The 17,306-nt window shown below is 68.2% G+C and carries 17 protein-coding genes; 6 read left to right on the top strand and 11 right to left on the bottom strand.

The annotated features are described in order from the left end of the window. Positions 1-44: 44 nt before the first annotated feature. Genes ACQUSX_RS00620 through ACQUSX_RS00595 form a run of 6 tightly spaced genes read right to left on the bottom strand, consistent with a single transcriptional unit; the run spans position 45 to position 4,529 of the window. Positions 45-578 carry a hypothetical protein gene (locus ACQUSX_RS00620; protein WP_428905047.1) on the bottom strand — a complete coding sequence of 178 codons (534 nt, stop codon included), beginning with the start codon at positions 576-578 and terminating at the stop codon, positions 45-47. Beyond that, the gene (locus tag ACQUSX_RS00615; protein WP_428905046.1) at positions 575-1,867 is read right to left on the bottom strand and encodes a DUF58 domain-containing protein; all 1,293 of its coding nucleotides are present in this window, start codon (positions 1,865-1,867) and stop codon (positions 575-577) included. Before ACQUSX_RS00615 ends, ACQUSX_RS00620 begins: the two co-directional genes overlap by 4 nt. 3 nt (positions 1,868-1,870) lie before the next feature. Next, entirely contained in the window at positions 1,871-2,836 is a 966-nt protein-coding gene (locus tag ACQUSX_RS00610) for an AAA family ATPase (RefSeq protein WP_428905045.1), read from the bottom strand. Then, entirely contained in the window at positions 2,833-3,342 is a 510-nt protein-coding gene (locus ACQUSX_RS00605) for a hypothetical protein (RefSeq protein ID WP_428905044.1), read from the bottom strand. Before ACQUSX_RS00605 ends, ACQUSX_RS00610 begins: the two co-directional genes overlap by 4 nt. After that, positions 3,339-4,082, bottom strand: a complete 744-nt coding sequence (locus tag ACQUSX_RS00600; RefSeq protein WP_428905043.1) for a DUF4129 domain-containing protein — start codon at positions 4,080-4,082, stop codon at positions 3,339-3,341. Before ACQUSX_RS00600 ends, ACQUSX_RS00605 begins: the two co-directional genes overlap by 4 nt. Before the next feature lie 9 nt (positions 4,083-4,091). Beyond that, positions 4,092-4,529: a MarR family winged helix-turn-helix transcriptional regulator gene (locus ACQUSX_RS00595; protein ID WP_428905042.1), complete on the bottom strand. Its 438-nt coding sequence runs from the start codon at positions 4,527-4,529 to the stop codon at positions 4,092-4,094. Between the two features lie 44 nt (positions 4,530-4,573). Here ACQUSX_RS00595 and ACQUSX_RS00590 point away from each other — a divergent pair, with 44 nt between their 5' ends. Next, positions 4,574-4,816, top strand: coding sequence for a hypothetical protein (locus ACQUSX_RS00590; protein ID WP_428905041.1), 243 nt, complete (start codon positions 4,574-4,576; stop codon positions 4,814-4,816). A gap of 16 nt (positions 4,817-4,832) precedes the next feature. On the opposite strand, the gene uvrB is transcribed toward ACQUSX_RS00590, so the two are convergent. The 3 genes from uvrB to rpsA form a co-directional block, all read right to left on the bottom strand. Further along, positions 4,833-6,902 (bottom strand): excinuclease ABC subunit UvrB, encoded by a 2,070-nt coding sequence (uvrB, locus tag ACQUSX_RS00585; RefSeq protein WP_428905040.1) that lies wholly within the window; start codon positions 6,900-6,902, stop codon positions 4,833-4,835. Positions 6,903-6,989: 87 nt separating this feature from the next. Further along, positions 6,990-7,589, bottom strand: a complete 600-nt coding sequence (gene coaE, locus ACQUSX_RS00580) for a dephospho-CoA kinase (RefSeq protein WP_428905039.1) — start codon at positions 7,587-7,589, stop codon at positions 6,990-6,992. Between the two features lie 124 nt (positions 7,590-7,713). Next, positions 7,714-9,168 carry a 30S ribosomal protein S1 gene (gene rpsA, locus ACQUSX_RS00575; RefSeq protein ID WP_428905038.1) on the bottom strand — a complete coding sequence of 485 codons (1,455 nt, stop codon included), beginning with the start codon at positions 9,166-9,168 and terminating at the stop codon, positions 7,714-7,716. A 180-nt stretch (positions 9,169-9,348) separates the two neighbouring features. Between rpsA and ACQUSX_RS00570 the strand changes: the two genes are divergently transcribed. Continuing rightward, positions 9,349-10,272 (top strand): 5'-3' exonuclease, encoded by a 924-nt coding sequence (locus tag ACQUSX_RS00570; protein WP_428905037.1) that lies wholly within the window; start codon positions 9,349-9,351, stop codon positions 10,270-10,272. Between the two features lie 10 nt (positions 10,273-10,282). Here ACQUSX_RS00570 and ACQUSX_RS00565 read toward each other — a convergent pair whose 3' ends face one another. After that, positions 10,283-11,272 (bottom strand): PHP domain-containing protein, encoded by a 990-nt coding sequence (locus ACQUSX_RS00565; protein WP_428905036.1) that lies wholly within the window; start codon positions 11,270-11,272, stop codon positions 10,283-10,285. A 12-nt stretch (positions 11,273-11,284) separates the two neighbouring features. After that, positions 11,285-12,349, bottom strand: coding sequence for an anthranilate phosphoribosyltransferase (gene trpD, locus ACQUSX_RS00560; RefSeq protein WP_428905035.1), 1,065 nt, complete (start codon positions 12,347-12,349; stop codon positions 11,285-11,287). 213 nt (positions 12,350-12,562) lie between these two features. Between trpD and ctaE the strand changes: the two genes are divergently transcribed. From ctaE to qcrB, 4 genes are read left to right on the top strand one after another with little or no spacing between them, the layout of a single operon-like run. After that, the gene (gene ctaE / locus ACQUSX_RS00555) at positions 12,563-13,216 is read left to right on the top strand and encodes an aa3-type cytochrome oxidase subunit III (protein WP_428905034.1); all 654 of its coding nucleotides are present in this window, start codon (positions 12,563-12,565) and stop codon (positions 13,214-13,216) included. Positions 13,217-13,236: 20 nt separating this feature from the next. Further along, positions 13,237-14,070, top strand: a complete 834-nt coding sequence (qcrC, locus tag ACQUSX_RS00550) for a cytochrome bc1 complex diheme cytochrome c subunit (RefSeq protein ID WP_428905033.1) — start codon at positions 13,237-13,239, stop codon at positions 14,068-14,070. A gap of 36 nt (positions 14,071-14,106) precedes the next feature. Further along, a complete protein-coding gene (gene qcrA / locus ACQUSX_RS00545; RefSeq protein ID WP_428905032.1) occupies positions 14,107-15,183 on the top strand; it encodes a cytochrome bc1 complex Rieske iron-sulfur subunit in 1,077 nt (358 codons plus the stop codon). Next, positions 15,180-16,991, top strand: a complete 1,812-nt coding sequence (qcrB, locus tag ACQUSX_RS00540; protein WP_428905031.1) for a cytochrome bc1 complex cytochrome b subunit — start codon at positions 15,180-15,182, stop codon at positions 16,989-16,991. The genes qcrA and qcrB overlap by 4 nt, the downstream gene beginning before the upstream one ends. The last annotated feature ends 315 nt before the right edge of the window (positions 16,992-17,306 follow it).

Below are 17,306 nucleotides of genomic sequence, written 5' to 3'. Positions count from 1 at the left end.
CTCAGGTCCGCTCTCAGCGGACCTCGGCGGGGTCAGGGTCGCATTCAGCGGCGGATCGCTGAAGGGAATGCGCTCTGGCGGCGCAGCCGCAGCATCCGGACGCCGACGGCCGCGATCAGGAGGACGGCAGCAGCACCCTCGATGACCGCGAACGGCACCTGGCCCGCGCCGGCGAGGCCGGCGACGGCCAGCGCAGCGAGCTGTCCCGCGGTCTGGCAGAGGAGGAATCGGATGCCAGTGGGCCGAAGCGCGCGCAGTGCCACCCTGCCGCGCGGCGGCACGACCAGGAGCAGCGATGCGAGGACATGCAGCAGGTGGACGGCCGCGATGGCGACCGCTGCCCTCCAGGGCTCGGCCGGTTCGATCGCCAGCACGACGACGATCGCCCCCGCCGCCGCCCACAGACCGCCGAGGTGGGGCAGAGCGGCGCCGAAGAGGGCGGCGACCGCGATGACGATCAGCCATCCGGTCGGCGCGTCGAGCAGCACCCCGGCGCCGGTGGCGGTCAGCACGGCGAACGCGAGCAGCGCGAGGCCGGAGATGCTCGCACCGATCGAGAGCCGATCCTCGCGCGTCATCGGCCGTCGCCGATCACTCCGCGTGCACCGATCCTGCGCAGAGCGGTCAGCTCCGCGTCGGGGTCTTGCGTCCAGTGGACGATCTCGACGCCGGACTCCCTGAGTCCGTGCAGCATGTCCTGCCGCTCGGCGAGCAGCACCCGCAGCGCGAGGCGGCGCTCTTCGCTGAGGCGGTGCCGGTCCAGGGCCGGAAGGGTGTCGACGGCGACGACACGGTGTCCGCCCGCCCTCCATCGCACGGCGATCTCGGCGGCGGCCCCGTCGAAGAACGTGGACAGCACGTAGATGATCGAGCCGTGCGGCACCGGCGGTGTGCGCCGGAAGCGCGAGTCGTCGCCGGCGCGGCCGCTCGCGGCGATCTCGGCGACCACTCGGGCGAGGTGCCGGGTGCCGCCGCCGCTGCGCACCGAGCGGCCGCCCTGCGCCAGCGTGTGGAACGCGACGCGGTCGCCCTGCGCTGTCGTCGCCTCCGCGATCGAGCGAGCCGCGCTTCGGGCCTGATCGAGCGACGTGATGCCGCTGCGCTCGAGATCGGTCGCGCCCCAGGTCGCGACCACGGCGCCCAGGTCGTCGGCGGTATCCATCATGATGACGGCGGATGCGTCGCTGAGCGTGTTCGTCCGGCGGATCAGCAGCTCGCCAGGGCGCCTGGCCGCTCGCGCGGTGGCCTTCCAGTCCACCCGGCGCAGCTCGTCTCCCGGCGCGAACGGATGGATGTCACGGAAGTCGCCGCCCTGGCCTGGGCGGATGCCCTCGTGCGCCCCGTGCAGGCCGGTGAGCCGCGGTGCCAGCGGCATCCTCGGCAGCCTGCGGGCGACCGGTGGCACCGCTCTCTCCATCACGACCGGCCGATCAGGGGCTCCGAGTGCGCCTGCGTCGGCGTCGATCGCCCTCGCCGCCGCCTCGACGGTGCGGAGCGGTCCGGAATGCAGCGGTCGCGTGACGGCGTGCAGTCGAGCACGGCCGGGAACGAACACTCGTCGGCGGAAGCGCTCGGCCTGATTCACGGCGACTTCGACCATCTCGGCATCCGATCGCACCACGATGTCGTCGTGCAGCGCGCCGTCGGGCGCATCGGGCATCCGCTCGATCTCGACGCCAACGTGTGCGTCCGCACGACGCGCGACCAGCGCGGACGCGAGCCACAGCGCCACCGGCAGCGCGACGGCGATCACGTCGGGACGCGACAGCATCGTGCCGAGCACGAGGAGCCCGATCACGCAGACGAGCCCGAAGAACACCGAAGGGCTCGGCCGCCGGTGGACGGTGCGCGCTGGCGAGGACGACATGAGTCAGCTCCGAGCTGCGGCGACACTCGGCGGCACGGCGACCGTCGTCACGAGCGCGCGAATCAGATCGGCCGGGTCGACTCCCTGCGCCCATGCCTGCGGGGTGAGGGTCAGACGGTGGGCGAGCACCGGAACGGCGATGCGCTTGACGTCGTCGGGGCGCAGATAGTCCCTGCCGTCGAGTGCCGCGAGCGCTCGACCGACCAGCAGCAGCCCCTGCGAGCCGCGCGGAGACGCGCCGACAGCCACGTGCTGCGCGGTGCGGGTGGCGGCGGCGAGCGCGACACAGTACGCGGCGACGTCCGGGTCGACGTGGATCTCTTCGATCGCCTTCTGCAGGGCGATCAGCTCCCCCGCCGCGAGCACCGGCTCGACGCGAGTGGCCTCCTCCCGACGGCGCACGCGCCCGAGCAGGATCTCCGTCTCGCCCCGGCTGTCCGGGTAGCCGACCGACAGACGCACCATGAAGCGGTCGAGCTGAGCCTCGGGAAGCGCGTAGGTGCCCTCGTACTCGATCGGGTTCGCGGTCGCGATGACGTGGAACGGCGCCTCGAGCGGGAAGCTGTTGCCCTCCACCGTGACCTGGCGCTCGGCCATCGCCTCCAGCATCGCGGACTGCGTCTTGGGCGTGGTGCGATTGATCTCGTCGGCGAGCAGCAGGCCGGTGAAGATCGGACCGGGACGGAACACGAACTCGCCGCTGTCCGGGGCGTACACGTACGATCCCGTGACGTCCCCCGGCAGCATGTCGGGCGTGCACTGCAGGCGGCGGAACGACAGTCCGAGGGCGGATGCCAGGCTGCGCGCCGCGAGGGTCTTGCCGAGTCCCGGCACGTCCTCGAAGAGCACGTGACCGCCGGCGAGGATCGTCGCGAGGGCGATCTCCAGCGGGTCGTCCATGCCGACGACGACCGTGGCGACGGCCGCCCGGATGCGACGCCCGGTCTCGGCGATGTCCTCGAAGTTCATGGTGTCTGCTCCCTCTGGATCGCGTCCCTCTGGATTGCGTCGTGCGTGTCGGGCGGCACGAGGCGCTCAGCGGCGGCGAGTGCCTCGCGGATGTCCCGGATGCTGGTGACGCGACCGTTCAGGCGTGCCCAGACGCCTGACCCGAGTCGCTCTTCGACGGCCTCGGCCTGTGTCGCATCGTCGAGATCGATGCCGTGGCGTGCGAGCCTGCGCCGCAGTGTCGCACGCACGCGGCGCGTCACCGCCTCGCTGACCGAGTCGCCGTGCAGGTTGATCGCCCAGGCGAGTCGCGACACGTCCGAGCCGACGTACGACCTCTCCAGCGCGCGACCCGGCGCGTCGGCGCGCGCGTCGTCGGGCATCTGCAGGCTGAAGATCGGAGTTGCGGCTGCGACCAGCACACCCCACCCCCACGCGAACTCGGTCTGCACGCCGAGCACCGACAGCAGAAGTGCCGCGATCAGGCCCGCGCCTGCAGGCATCGCGAGCCTGCGGAGAACGCTCATCGCCAGCCCTCCTCGATGTCGGCGAGGGCGCGCGCCGCGTCCTCGCGCATGGCCTCGTCGGCGCGATGGCCACCGAATCGGACACTCTCGTACAGCCGCAGCAGTCGCCGCGCCGGGTCCTCGATGCCGGGACGGTGCAGCAGAATGCGGAGCGTGAACTCACCCGGCGTCTCGCTGCGGCCACGCCCGACGCCGGAGTCGACGGCGGTCTCCTCCAGCCCGATCCATGCCGCGATGATCGCGTCACCGGCATCCGACGGCAGATCGATCGTCGCACGGGCGGCGGCGATCCCGCGGCGCACGGTCGATGCGTCAGGGATGGACTCGGCAACCGTCTCGGCGTTCATCGCGACGTCCGTGGCGACGCCCGCGGTTCGCCGCAGCGGGCGGGAGCGCCAGTACACGAGCACGGCGCGGATCACCAGAACGAGCGCGGCCAGGGCTGCTGCGACGACGAGGACCACCATGACGATGCTGATGATCAGCAGCAGAGTGTCGTCAGCTTGCTGCCGCTGCGGGTCGCCGAGGCCGATCGGCGGCAGCGTCTGCTGCTCGGTCGGCTGTGGCAGAGGCTCCGGGGCCGCTTCGCCCGGTGCGAAGACGGGGTGGCCGGCCACCGCGGAGGCGAGCATGGCGATCACGAACAGGAGGATCACGCCCGAGGGGAGAGCCCATCGGCTCACCCGGGAGGGGATGACGGATGCCGGCGCAGCGCTCTCCTGGTCAGCATCCACCGGCATGCATACAGCCTAGGGGCGGGCAGCGCCCGCGAACGGCTTCAGCGCTTCACGCAGCGCGATCACCGACGAGATGTCGGCGCCGACCTCGGCCATCACCGCGCGCGGCACGTCGACCGCGCGCTCGCGCAGAGCACGGCCGGCGTCGGTCAGCCCGATCTCCAGCCGGCGCTCGTCGGCGGCGCTGCGGGTCCGCTGGACGAGCCCGTCCTTCTCGAGTCGTTTGACCAGCGGGGACGCACTCGCCGGTTCCAGCGAGAGTTCGGCGGCGAGGTCGTTGAGCGCACGCGGCTCCCGTTCCCAGAGCGCGAGCATGACGAGGTACTGGGGGTGTGTGAGACCGAGTGGTTCGAGGATCGGCCGGTACACCGCCACCACGTTGCGCGCGGCGGTCACCATCGCGAAGCAGAGCTGGTTCTCGAGCAGCAGCAGCTCGTCGTCGGTCGTCATGCCCCGATTATACGCATGCACAAATAGTTAGTACACTAAGGAATATGGCGAAGAACCCCGACCGCGTCCCCCTGCGCACCCGCATCCGCGAAGCCGGAGGACTCTACGCATGGTTCAACACGAATCTGATCCGTTTCGCAGGCCCCGCCTCGGTGGGTCCATACGAGAGCACCCTGCCGCCGAGCGCTGAGGAGCGCGCCGAGCGCGCCTGCCCACTGTGCGGCAAGCCGATGAACCAGCACGCCATCGACCGCACGGGCCCCAAGCCGCTGATGTACTGCCCCTGACATTCGTTCTGCACGCTCATGCGTGGCCGGCGCGTTCCATCGCGCGCAGCTCCTTCTTGAGGTCCTGCACCTCGTCGCGCAGGCGCGCAGCCAGCTCGAACTTCAGCTCGGATGCTGCAGCCAGCATCTGGTCGGAGAGGTCTGAGATCGTCTCCTCCAGCTGCTGTGCGCCTTCTGCGGCGATGCCGGTGCGGCGCAGGTTCGGCGTCGGCGACTTGCCCTTGCCGGTGCGATTGCGCGCGGCTCGCATGTCGGCGGTGTCCGCGGCCTCGCGCGCGAGCACCTCGGTGATGTCGGCGATCCGCTTGCGCAGCGGCTGAGGGTCGACGCCGTTGGCCTTGTTGTATGCGATCTGCTTCTCGCGGCGCCGATCCGTCTCCTCGATCGCCTTCGTCATCGAGTCGGTCATGTTGTCGGCGTACATGTGCACCTCGCCGGACACATTTCGCGCCGCGCGGCCGATCGTCTGGATCAGCGAAGTGCCCGATCGCAGGAACCCCTCCTTGTCGGCATCCAGGATCGCCACCAGCGACACCTCGGGAAGGTCGAGGCCCTCGCGCAGCAGGTTGATGCCGACGAGCACGTCGTACACGCCTGCGCGCAGCTCGGTGAGCAGCTCGACGCGTCGCAGCGTGTCCACGTCGGAGTGCAGGTACCGCACACGGACGCCGTGCTCGCCGAGGAAGTCGGTGAGCTCTTCTGCCATCTTCTTGGTGAGAGTCGTCACCAGGACGCGCTCATCGCGCTCGACGCGCAGACGGATCTCCTCGAGGAGGTCGTCGATCTGCCCCTTCGACGGCTTGACGATGATCTCCGGATCGACCAGGCCGGTCGGTCGGATGATCTGCTCGACGACGCCCTCCGCGATCCCCATCTCGTACTTGCCGGGCGTCGCCGAGAGGTAGACCGTCTGCCCGATCCGGTTCTTGAACTCGTCGAACCGCAGCGGCCTGTTGTCCATGGCGCTGGGCAGGCGGAAGCCGTGCTCGACGAGGGTCCGCTTGCGCGAGGCATCACCTTCGTACATCGCGCCGATCTGCGGCACGGTGACGTGCGACTCGTCGATGACCAGCAGGAAGTCATCGGGGAAGAAGTCCAGCAGGGTGTGCGGCGGCTCGCCCGCGGCACGTCCGTCCATGTGGCGGGAGTAGTTCTCGATGCCCGAGCAGAATCCGAGCTGCTGCAGCATCTCGAGGTCGAACGTCGTGCGCATGCGCAGTCGCTGGGCCTCGAGCAGCTTCCCCTGTCGCTCGAGCTCGGCCAGCCGCTCTTCGAGCTCGGCCTCGATCGTGCCGATGGCCCGCTGCACGACGTCGGTTCCGGCGACGTAGTGGGATGCCGGGAAGATCGGCACCGAGTCGAGCTTCTCGATCACCTCGCCGGTGAGCGGATGCAGCGAGTAGAGCGCCTCGATCTCGTCGCCGAAGAGCTCGATGCGGATGGCGTGCTCTTCGTACACCGGGATGATCTCGATCGTGTCGCCGCGCACCCGGAAGTTGCCTCGGGAGAAGTCGACGTCGTTGCGGTTGTACTGCATAGCGATGAACTGCCTGATCAGGGCGTCGCGGTCGTACCGCTCCCCCACCTGCAAGGCGACCATGGCACGCAGGTACTCTTCGGGCGCGCCGAGGCCGTAGATGCACGACACGGTCGAGACCACCACCACGTCGCGGCGGCTCAGCAGGGAGTTGGTCGTCGAGTGGCGGAGCCGCTCGACCTCGGCGTTGACCGAGGAGTCCTTCTCGATGAACGTGTCCGTCTGCGGCACGTACGCCTCAGGCTGGTAGTAGTCGTAGTACGACACGAAGTACTCGACAGCGTTGTTCGGCAGCAACTCGCGGAACTCGTTCGCGAGCTGCGCGGCGAGCGTCTTGTTGTGCGCCATCACGAGGGTGGGGCGCTGCACCTGTTCGACGAGCCACGCGGTGGTCGCCGACTTTCCCGTTCCCGTCGCACCGAGCAGGACGACATCGGTCTCGCCGGCGTTGATGCGCGCGGCGAGCTCGGCGATGGCCTGCGGCTGATCGCCGGCGGGCATGTACTCGCTGACGACCTCGAAGGGACGAACGCTGCGTGTGGGTTGCATCCGTCAAGCCTACGAGCCCCCACCGACGTTGTGCTGCCGGCAGCAGCTGACCCCGCGCGCGGCTCCACCAGCGATATGCGGGTCGGATCAGACTCTGCTGATCCGCGGCCAGACCTCGTCCACCTGCCGGAGGGTGTCCGCAAGGGGGCCGGAGGTGTCGATCACGACGTCCGCGACGGCCCGGCGCGCAGCGTCCGACACCTGCGATGCGACGCGCGCCCGCGCTTCGTCCGCGCTCATCCCGCGCAGCTCGATCAGACGCTGCTCGCGGATCTCGGCCGGTGAATCAGCGACGACGATGACGTCCCACCGGTCTCCGACGCGCGCCTCGACCAGCAGCGGCACGTCATACACGACCACGGCCTCGGCATCCGATGCGAAAGCCGCCGCGAAGCGGCGGGCCGACTCCTCGCGCACGGCAGGATGCACGATCTCATTGAGCCGCGCGAGGGCATCCGCGTCACCGAACACGCGCGCACCGAGAGCCCCGCGGTCCAGGGTGCCGTCGGCGAGGATCAGCTCATCTCCGAACTCTGCGGCGATCCGATCCAGCACCGGCATCCCGGGCCCCTGCACTTCGCGAACGATGGCGTCCGCGTCGACGATGACAGCGCCGTGCTCTGCCAAGCGCCGGGCGATGGTCGACTTGCCGGATGCGATGCCGCCGGTGAGCGCGATGAGAGGCATCCCCCAATCCTGCCACGAGCACTCGCGCGTCCCGGAGCGGCCGGGCGCCCGCACAGGCGGACCCCCGCAGACGCGGAACGGGCCGCCACCCGAAGGTGACGACCCGTTCCGTTCAGCGTGATGCTTACGCGTTGCCGCCCGAGAGCTTCTCGCGCAGAGCGGCGAGAGCCTCGTCGTCGGCGAGCGTGCCGGCGCCGGTGTCGGTCGTGAAGGACTGCGATGCGGCGAAGTCGTCGCCCGCAGCGGCCTCGGCCTCGGCGGCCTTGACGACGGCGGCCTTGTGCGCCTCCCAGCGAGCCTGGGCTGCAGCGTACTCCTGCTCCCATGCCTCGCGCTGAGCGTCGAAACCTTCCTTCCAGGCACCCGTCTCGGCGTCGAAGCCCTCGGGGTACTTGTACTCGCCGTTCTCGTCGTACTCGGCGAGCATGCCGTACAGCGCCGGGTCGAACTCGGTGCCGTTGGGGTCGACCGACTCGTTGGCCTGCTTGAGCGACAGCGAGATGCGACGACGCTCCAGGTCGATGTCGATGACCTTGACGAAGACCTCTTCGCCGACGGAGACGACCTGCTCAGCCAGCTCGACGTGCTTGCTGGAGAGCTCGGAGATGTGCACGAGGCCCTCGATGCCGTCTGCGACGCGGACGAACGCACCGAACGGGACGAGCTTGGTGACCTTGCCCGGTGCGATCTGGCCGATCGCGTGGGTGCGGGCGAAGACCTGCCACGGGTCCTCCTGCGTCGCCTTCAGCGACAGGGAGACGCGCTCGCGGTCCAGGTCCACCTCGAGGATCTCGACGGTGACCTCCTGGCCGACCTCGACGACCTCGGATGCGTGCTCGATGTGCTTCCAGGACAGCTCGGAGACGTGCACGAGGCCGTCCACGCCGCCCAGGTCGACGAACGCGCCGAAGTTGACGATCGACGAGACGACGCCCTTGCGGACCTGACCCTTGTGCAGGTTGTTCAGGAACGTGGTGCGCGACTCCGACTGCGTCTGCTCGAGCAGCGCACGGCGGCTGAGAACCACGTTGTTGCGGTTCTTGTCGAGCTCGAGGATCTTCGCCTCGATCTCCTGGCCGAGGTACGGGGTGAGGTCGCGGACGCGGCGCAGCTCGATGAGCGATGCGGGCAGGAAGCCGCGCAGGCCGATGTCGACGATGAGGCCGCCCTTGACGACCTCGATGACGGTGCCGGTGACGACGCCGTCGTTCTCCTTGATCTTCTCGACGTCTCCCCACGCGCGCTCGTACTGCGCACGCTTCTTGGAGAGGATCAGACGGCCTTCCTTGTCCTCCTTCTGGAGGACGAGGGCCTCGACCTGGTCGCCGACGGCGACGACCTCGTTGGGGTCGACGTCGTGCTTGATGGAGAGCTCACGGGAGGGGATGACGCCCTCGGTCTTGAAACCGACGTCGAGCAGAACCTCATCGCGGTCGATCTTGACGATCGTCCCCTCGATGATGTCGCCGTCGTTGAAAGACTTGATGGTCAGTTCGACCGCGGCCAGGAAGTCCTCGGCAGATCCGATGTCGTTGATCGCGACCTGCTTGGTGGCCGGGGCGGTCGTTGCGCTAGTCATGTAGTGGGTTGTCCTTGTGAATGGATAGTCAGGCCTCGGCGCTCGGCATGCCAGCATGGAGCTCGAAGCAGTTGGATGTGGGATTGCGAGTCACGAGGGCACGCGGGTGCCTGCCACGAGTGACACTTCAGATTATCAGAACCCGGGCGCGTCGCGCGCCCCCTGTTCTAGGCTGATCCCGTGACGGACCGACTGATGCTTCTCGACACCGCCTCGCTGTACTTCCGGGCATTCTTCGGCGTCCCTGACAAGGTGAAGGCCCCGGACGGCTCTTCGGTGAACGCGGTGCGCGGACTACTCGACATCGTCGCGAAGCTGATCACGCTGTATCAGCCGACTCAGGTGATCGCGTGCTGGGACGACGACTGGCGCCCTCAGTGGCGGGTCGACCTGATCCCGAGCTACAAGGCGCACCGGGTCGTCGAGGTCGTTCCCGCGGGTCCCGATGTCGAAGAGGTGCCAGATCCGCTGGAGCAGCAGATCCCGCTGATTCGCGAGGCGCTCGGTGCGATCGGCATCCCGATCATCGGCGTCGCCGAGCACGAGGCCGACGACGTGATCGGCACACTGGCCACCCGATCGACGATGCCGGTGGATATCGTCACCGGCGACCGAGACCTGTTCCAGCTGGTCGACGACGCTCGCGGCGTGCGCCTGATCTACACCGCCCGCGGCATGAGCAACCTCGAGATCGTCACGGATGCGTCCATCGTGAGCAGGTACGGAGTGCTCCCCTCGCAGTACGTCGACTTCGCGACGATGCGCGGGGACGTCTCGGACGGCCTGCCCGGGGTCAAGGGCGTCGGCGAGAAGAGCGCCGCGACACTACTGCAGGCGCACGGCGATCTCGATGCCATCCGCGCGGCCGCCGCGGACGGGCGGCTCACGGCTGCTGCATCGGCTCGCTTCGCCGCGGCATCCGATTATCTCGACGTCGCCCCGACCGTCGTGCGCGTCGCGACCGACCTCGACATCTCAGCCCCCGGGACCGTGCTGCGCGCGCGCGACGAGACGGAGTCGGATGCTGCGCACGACCTCGCGGAGAGGTGGAATCTCGGCACGTCGATGACACGCGCGCTCACCGCAGTCGCCTCGGCCGGCTGACGCTGACGGGTCAGCCGCCCGCCCAGGCACGCAGCCGGTCGATCCCCCACGTGGTCACGATGCGCTCCGCAGGCACCCCTGCTGTCTCGGCCCGCTCGGCGCCGTGATCCAGCAGCGAGAGCTGCCCGGGCGCATGAGCGTCGGAGTCGATGGCGAAGAGGCACCCCTCGTCCATCGCGATCGCGATCAGCTCATCGGGCGGATCCTGACGCTCGGGACGCGAGTTGATCTCGACGGCGACGCCGTGCTCGGCGCAGGCTGCGAACACCGCCCGTGCGTCGAACTCCGACGGGGGCCGCGTGCCGCGCTCGCCCTGCACGAGACGACCGGTGCAGTGGCCGAGCACGTCGACGTGGGGGTTGCGGACCGCAGCCAGCATCCGACGCGTCATGGGGCCGGCGTCCATGCGCAGCTTGGAATGGACGGATGCCACGACGATGTCGAGCTGCGCGAGCAGCTCCGGTGTCTGATCGAGCGCGCCGTCCTCGAGGATGTCGACCTCGATGCCGGCGAGCACGGTCAGCGGATCGTCCGACTGCCGGCGCACGAGCGGGATCTGCTCACGCAGCCGCTCCGCCGACAGCCCGCGTGCGACGCGCAGTCGCGGCGAGTGATCCGTGATCGCGAGGTACTCGTGACCGAGCGCACGGGCCGCTGCCGCCATCGTCTCGATCGGGGTCGTGCCGTCCGACCAGTCCGTGTGACTGTGCAGGTCGCCGCGCAGCCGCGCGCGCAGCGCAGACATGCGCTCGGGCTCCACGTCACCGCGCAGCTCGACGAGATACTCCGGCACTTCGCCCTGCTGGGCCTGTCGGATGACCTCGAACGTCGACGCGCCGATGCCCTTCTGCGCACGAAGGCGCGTCGGATCCTGCAGGATCTCCTCGGACAGCCCTTCCACCACGGCCGCCGCCTGACGGAATGCCTTCGCGCGATAGCGCGACGCCCGCTCCCGCTCCAGAAGCGAGGCGATCTCGAGCAGAGCTGCGGCGGCATCCATGACGACCTCCGGTCAGGCCGGGAGCGGCTCCTGCGTCGCGCGCACCCACGCATCGAGCTTGGTGGCCGCGCGGCCGTCGTCGACGGCTTCGGATGCCCGCGCGTACGCATCGCGGAGGCGGTCGACGATCGGCACCTGCGTGAGGGTCGAATCGTGCGAGAGCTCGAAGGCGACGATGCCTGCGGCCGCGTTCAGGAGCACGATGTCGCGCACGGCGCCCTTGTCGCCGGCGAGCGTCTGACGCAGGATGCGCGCATTGTGCTCTGGAGGACCGCCTAGCAGGTCGGACAGGTCCGCGATCGGGATGCCGAGGTCGCGAGGGTCGAGATCGTGCTCATGGATGTCGCCGCGCGCGACCTCCCAGATGCGGCTGTGGCCGGTGGTGGTCAGCTCATCGAGTCCGTCGTCGCCGCGGAACACCAGCGCGGTCGCTCCGCGCGTGCGGAAGACGCCGGCGATCAGCGGCACGCGGTCGAGCTGTGCGACGCCGACCGCGTTCGCCTCGGCACGCGCCGGGTTGCAGAGCGGGCCGAGCATGTTGAACACCGTCGGAACGGCCAGTTCCGACCGCGCGGCACCGGCATGCTTGAAACCCGGGTGGAAGGCCGCCGCCCACGCGAAGGTGATGCCGGTGCGATCGAGGACCGCCGCCACGCGCTCCGGATCGAGGGAGATGTCGAGGCCGAGCGCGGCGAGCACATCCGACGAACCGGAGGACGAGCTTGCCGCGCGATTGCCGTGCTTGACGACCGGAATGCCTGTCGCGCCGATGATGATCGCCGCGGTGGTGGAGACGTTGACGGTCCCGATGCGGTCACCTCCCGTGCCGACGATGTCCAGCACGTCCGAGGAGACCGGCAGCGGCACCGCTGCCTCGAGGATGGCATCGCGGAAGCCGACGACCTCGTCGATCGTCTCGCCTTTCGCCCGCAGCGCGACGAGGAAGCCGGCCAGCTGAGCGTCGGAGACCTTCCCGTTCATCACCTGGCGCATCGCCCACGTGGATTCCCAGACGCTGAGATCACGTCGCTCCAGCAGAGTGGCGAGCAGATCGGGCCAGGTGAGGGAGTCGGGCATGACAGCGATCCTAATGGCGCGAAGAAAGATGCTGTTTCGAGATGACGAGCCAGGCGGATGCCCTTTGCGCGCGGGAGCGGCGTGCCACCTGGGAGATTCACAGGCGATCCAGGCAGATTCGCAGGTGCTTCTTAGGTTCCCCTAAGTGCGGGAACAGCGAAACGGGTGCCGCCGGTGCGAGAATCGGCGCGCGGAATCGGCCATAATGGTCAGGTGACCACCTCAGCGACGTATGCCCCGGCGGCAAGAACCATCAAGCGCCCCAATCCGGTCGCTGTCGGCACCATCGTGTGGCTCGGCAGCGAGGTGATGTTCTTCGCGGGACTCTTCGCGATCTACTTCACCCTCCGCAGCACCTCCCCCGAGCTGTGGGCCGACCGCACCGAACTGCTGAACGTGACGTTCGCCGCAGTGAACACCGCGATCCTCGTCGCGTCGTCGTTCACCTGCCAGATGGGCGTCTTCGCAGCAGAGGACCTGCAGCCCTATCGCATCCCCAAGGGCCAGGTGAACCCGCTCGGTCGCCGCCGCCTGTTCGGCTGGGGCATGGTCGAGTGGTTCTGGCTCACGTTCATCCTCGGCGCGATCTTCGTCAGCGGTCAGGTCTGGGAGTACGCCCAGCTCGTCGCAGAGGGTCTGCCGATCTCCGCGGACTCCTACGCATCGGCGTTCTACATCACCACCGGCTTCCACGCACTGCACGTCACCGGCGGGCTCATCGCCTTCGTACTGGTCATCGGCCGCGCGTACGCCGTGAAGAACTTCGGCCACAAGGAGGCGACCTCCTCGATCGTCGTGTCTTACTACTGGCACTTCGTCGACGTCGTCTGGGTGGCTCTGTTCTTCGTCATCTACTTCCTGAAATAAGAGCGGAGCGATTTTTCGAAATGGCACGAGAGAAGAAGCACCGCTCGCGCGGTCGTCGCAGTCCCCTCGCCGCAGCCGCACTGATCGGTGCCGGTCTGCTGCTCACGGGCGGCGCGTACGCCGGCGCCTCGGCAGCGATGGCGTCGACCACCGACACGCAGTCCGCCGCGACGGCTGAGCTGACCGTCGAGGACGGCCAGAAGCTGTTCACCGCCAACTGCGCCACCTGTCATGGCTTGAACCTCGAGGGCTCCCCCGAGGGCCCCAGCCTCATCGGCGTCGGCGAGCTGTCGGTGGAGTTCCAGCTGGCCACCGGTCGCATGCCGCTGCAGATGCAGGGACCGCAGGCTCCGCAGAAGCCCGCGCAGTTCACCGAGGCGCAGATCCGAGCGATGGCCGCCTACGTGCAGTCGGTGGCGCCCGGCCCCGGCTACCCCGAGGACTGGGTGACCAGCGGCGAGACCAACCCTGACAACGCGCAGGACGAGGTCAGCCTCGCGCACGGCGCGGAGCTGTTCCGCATCAACTGCGCGATGTGCCACAACGTCGCCGCCGCCGGTGGCGCCCTGACCGAGGGCAAGTACGCTCCGGCGCTGACGTCGACGAGTGCTCTGCACATGTACGCCGCCATGGTCACCGGCCCGCAGAACATGCCGGTCTTCGGCGACATGAACCTGAGCACCGAGGACAAGCGCGACATCATCGCCGCCCTCGTCTGGCAGCAGGAGACGGTGCAGATCGGCGGCTTCACGCTCGGATCGCTGGGTCCCGTCTCAGAGGGCCTGTTCATCTGGATCTTCGGAATCGGCGCGCTGGTCGCCCTCACCGTGTGGATCACGGCGAAGTCCAACTGACGCACTTTCATCGAAGAGTTACGTACGAGGAGCACCATGGCACACGACGACGACACGCAGGCTCTTGAAAGGGCCTACCAGCCCTCACCGGGGCTGGGCGTCGCAGTCAGCGATCCTGCGGAGAATCCGGGTCTGCCACCGCATCGCGAGCGGATGACCGACAAGGACCCGCGCGTCGAGAAGACGGCGGAGCGCACCGTCTACACCCTCTTCTACCTGTCGCTGGCAGGAAGCATCTGGGCAGTGGCCGCGTACATGCTGTTCCCGATCGAGAGCGGCATGCCGATCGACATCCGGCAGAACAACATGTACATCGGCATCGGCATCGCGCTGGCGCTGCTGGCCATCGGCCTCGGAGCCATCCACTGGTCCAAGGCGCTGATGTCCGACAAGGAATACATCGAGCACCGCCACCCCACCCGTGGCCGTGACGCAACGCGTGAGGCATCTGTGCAGGCCTTCGCGGACGCCGACCAGGACTCGGGCTTCGGTCGCCGCAAGATGATCCGCAACTCGCTGATCGTCGCCGTCGTGGCATCCGTCGTTCCCGGCATCACGCTCTTCCGCGGTCTCGCACCGCACAACACCCCGGAGAACCCGATCGCCGGCGAGCCCGTCGCACTCCTGAGCCACACCATGTGGAAGGAGGGCATGCGCCTTGCCCGTGACCCCGAGGGCACGCCGATCCGCGCAGCCGACGTCACGCTCGGCTCGGCCTTCCACGTGATCCCCGAGCCGATCAAGGAGCTCGGTCACAGCGACGGTTACCTCGAGGAGAAGGCCAAGGCCATCGTGCTCCTGATGCGCCTGCGTCCCGAGCAGCTGATCGAGTCGGAAGAGCGCAAGACGTGGTCGTACGACGGCATCGTCGCCTACTCCAAGGTCTGCACGCACGTCGGCTGCCCCGTCGCACTCTACGAGCAGCAGACGCACCACCTGCTCTGCCCCTGCCACCAGTCGCAGTTCGACGTCACCGACCACGCGAAGGTCATCTTCGGCCCGGCAGCTCGTCCGCTGCCGCAGCTGCCCATCGCCGTCGACGATGAGGGCTACCTCATCGCGCAGAGCGACTTCACCGAACCCGTCGGCCCGAGCTTCTGGGAGCGTCATTGAGCACCGCAACTCTTAAAGAGGAAACCAAGCAGAAGCCACTCGGCGGACGCTTCATCGGAGCGACGGCGAACTACATCGACGAGCGCACCAGCCTGTCGGGCCTCGTCAAGGAGCTCGGCCGCAAGATCTTCCCCGACCACTGGTCGTTCATGCTGGGTGAGATCGCGCTGTGGAGTTTCGTGGCGGTGTTCCTGTCCGGAACGTTCCTCACGTTCTTCTTCCAGGCGTCGATGGTTCCCACGCACTACACCGGTGCCTACGCCCCGATGCGCGGCGTGGAGATGTCGGCCGCGTTCGAGTCGGCTCTGAACATCTCGTGGGATGTCCGCGGTGGTCTTCTGGTTCGCCAGATCCACCACTGGGCTGCGCTGGTGTTCATCGCCGGAATCGGCATCCACATGCTCCGCGTGTTCTTCACCGGCGCCTTCCGCAAGCCGCGCGAGCTCAACTGGGTGATCGGCTACGTGCTGTTCATCCTCGCTCTCGCCGAGGGCTTCACGGGATACTCCCTTCCGGACGACCTGCTCTCGGGCAACGGCCTGCGCATCATCGACGGCATGATCAAGGGCATCCCGCTGATCGGCACCTGGACCTCGTTCCTGCTCTTCGGCGGCGAGTTCCCCGGCACCGACATCGTCGGCCGCCTGTACACGCTGCACATCCTGCTGCTGCCGCTGATCCTGATCGGTCTGCTGGTCGTGCACCTGATGCTGATGGTGATCAACAAGCACACCCAGTTCGCGGGCCCCGGCCGCACGAACGACAACGTCGTCGGCTACCCGATGATGCCGGTGTACATGTCGAAGATGGGTGGATTCTTCTTCATCGTCTTCGGTGTGATCGTGCTGATCGCCTCGTTCTTCCAGATCCTGCCCTTCTGGGATTACGGCCCCTACGACCCGTCCCCGATCTCCGCAGGAACGCAGCCCGACTGGTACATCGGCTTCGCCGACGGCGCGCTGCGCCTGGCGCCGCCGCACCTGGACGTCGTGTTCCTCGACCGCACCTGGTCGTTCGGAATCCTCATCCCGGTGGCTGTCCTCGGACTGTTCATCGTCGTCGTCGCCCTGTACCCGTTCATCGAGGCGTGGATCACCGGCGACAAGCGCGAGCACCACATCGCGGACCGTCCCCGCAACGCCCCGACCCGCACCGCGATCGGCGCAGCCGGCGTCATCTTCTACGCCGTGCTGTGGGCCGCGGCATCGTCCGACCTCATCGCGACCCACTTCATGCTCACGATGGAAGGCGTCATCCACGCCCTCCAGGCGCTGCTGTTCGTCGGTCCCGTGCTCGGTTACTTCATCACCAAGCGCATCTGCATCGCGCTGCAGAAGAAGGACCGCGAGATTGTGCTGCACGGATACGAGTCCGGTCGCATCGTGCGTCTTCCCGGTGGCGAGTTCGTCGAGGTGCACCAGCCGGTCGATGTGTACGACCGCTGGAAGCTGATCGACTACGAGGTCTACGAGCCGCTCGTCGTGCGTCCGAACGCCAAGGGACGCATCCCGTGGCACCAGAACCTGCGCTCGTCGCTGTCGCGCTGGTTCTACGAGGACCGCCTGCTGCCGCTGACCCAGGCTCAGATCGAAGAGGCCGATGCGCACCAGCACCACACGCTGGCGCACAACGAGGAGATCGAGGCCCAGGAGATCGCCGGTGCGCACGAGCGTGCAGGTGTCACCTCGGACGAGCAGATCGCCCCGGCCGACCCGGCCATCGAAGAGACGCCGAACACCCCGAGCTCGGTGATCGCCCAGGAGCCGGTCAAGAAGCCGCGCAGGAAGAAGTCGGAGGACGGCGAGTAACACCGCCCCTCCCCCACGCAGAAGGTCCCGTCCATCTCGGACGGGACCTTCTGCGTTCCGCGCCGAGCGGGTTATCCACAGCCATCTCCGGCCTCCTTCCGCCTTCATTAGAGTCGTCGCGTGCTCTCCTCTTCTCGCCCTGGCGCTCATCGCCCGCTTGCTGCCGTCACTGTGCTGCTGGCCGCGCTCGCTGTGCTCAGCGCGTGCGCTGTCGCACCCCGGGACGATTGGCAGACGACTCACGAAGCCGTATGGACCGTGCAATCCGAGCTGCTCAGCGAACCGGTGATCGCCGGTGATGTGGTGCTCGCCTAC

It is taken from the genome of Microbacterium alcoholitolerans (assembly GCF_050408615.1).
In the GTDB taxonomy this organism is placed as follows: Bacteria; Actinomycetota; Actinomycetes; order Actinomycetales; family Microbacteriaceae; genus Microbacterium.
This window is presented reverse-complemented; position numbering and strand designations above follow the sequence as displayed.

Coding starts and splice junctions, on each gene's coding strand:
- qcrC (WP_428905033.1), top strand. CDS start 13,237: ATGGCACGAGAGAAGAAGCACCGCTCGCGCGGTCGTCGCAGTCCCCTC.
- ACQUSX_RS00565 (WP_428905036.1), bottom strand. CDS start 11,272: ATGGATGCCGCCGCAGCTCTGCTCGAGATCGCCTCGCTTCTGGAGCGG.
- ACQUSX_RS00605 (WP_428905044.1), bottom strand. CDS start 3,342: ATGAGCGTTCTCCGCAGGCTCGCGATGCCTGCAGGCGCGGGCCTGATC.
- coaE (WP_428905039.1), bottom strand. CDS start 7,589: ATGCCTCTCATCGCGCTCACCGGCGGCATCGCATCCGGCAAGTCGACC.
- ACQUSX_RS00595 (WP_428905042.1), bottom strand. CDS start 4,529: ATGACGACCGACGACGAGCTGCTGCTGCTCGAGAACCAGCTCTGCTTC.
- ACQUSX_RS00590 (WP_428905041.1), top strand. CDS start 4,574: ATGGCGAAGAACCCCGACCGCGTCCCCCTGCGCACCCGCATCCGCGAA.
- ACQUSX_RS00615 (WP_428905046.1), bottom strand. CDS start 1,867: ATGTCGTCCTCGCCAGCGCGCACCGTCCACCGGCGGCCGAGCCCTTCG.
- ACQUSX_RS00620 (WP_428905047.1), bottom strand. CDS start 578: ATGACGCGCGAGGATCGGCTCTCGATCGGTGCGAGCATCTCCGGCCTC.
- qcrA (WP_428905032.1), top strand. CDS start 14,107: ATGGCACACGACGACGACACGCAGGCTCTTGAAAGGGCCTACCAGCCC.
- ACQUSX_RS00600 (WP_428905043.1), bottom strand. CDS start 4,082: ATGCCGGTGGATGCTGACCAGGAGAGCGCTGCGCCGGCATCCGTCATC.
- uvrB (WP_428905040.1), bottom strand. CDS start 6,902: ATGCAACCCACACGCAGCGTTCGTCCCTTCGAGGTCGTCAGCGAGTAC.
- trpD (WP_428905035.1), bottom strand. CDS start 12,349: ATGCCCGACTCCCTCACCTGGCCCGATCTGCTCGCCACTCTGCTGGAG.
- ACQUSX_RS00610 (WP_428905045.1), bottom strand. CDS start 2,836: ATGAACTTCGAGGACATCGCCGAGACCGGGCGTCGCATCCGGGCGGCC.
- rpsA (WP_428905038.1), bottom strand. CDS start 9,168: ATGACTAGCGCAACGACCGCCCCGGCCACCAAGCAGGTCGCGATCAAC.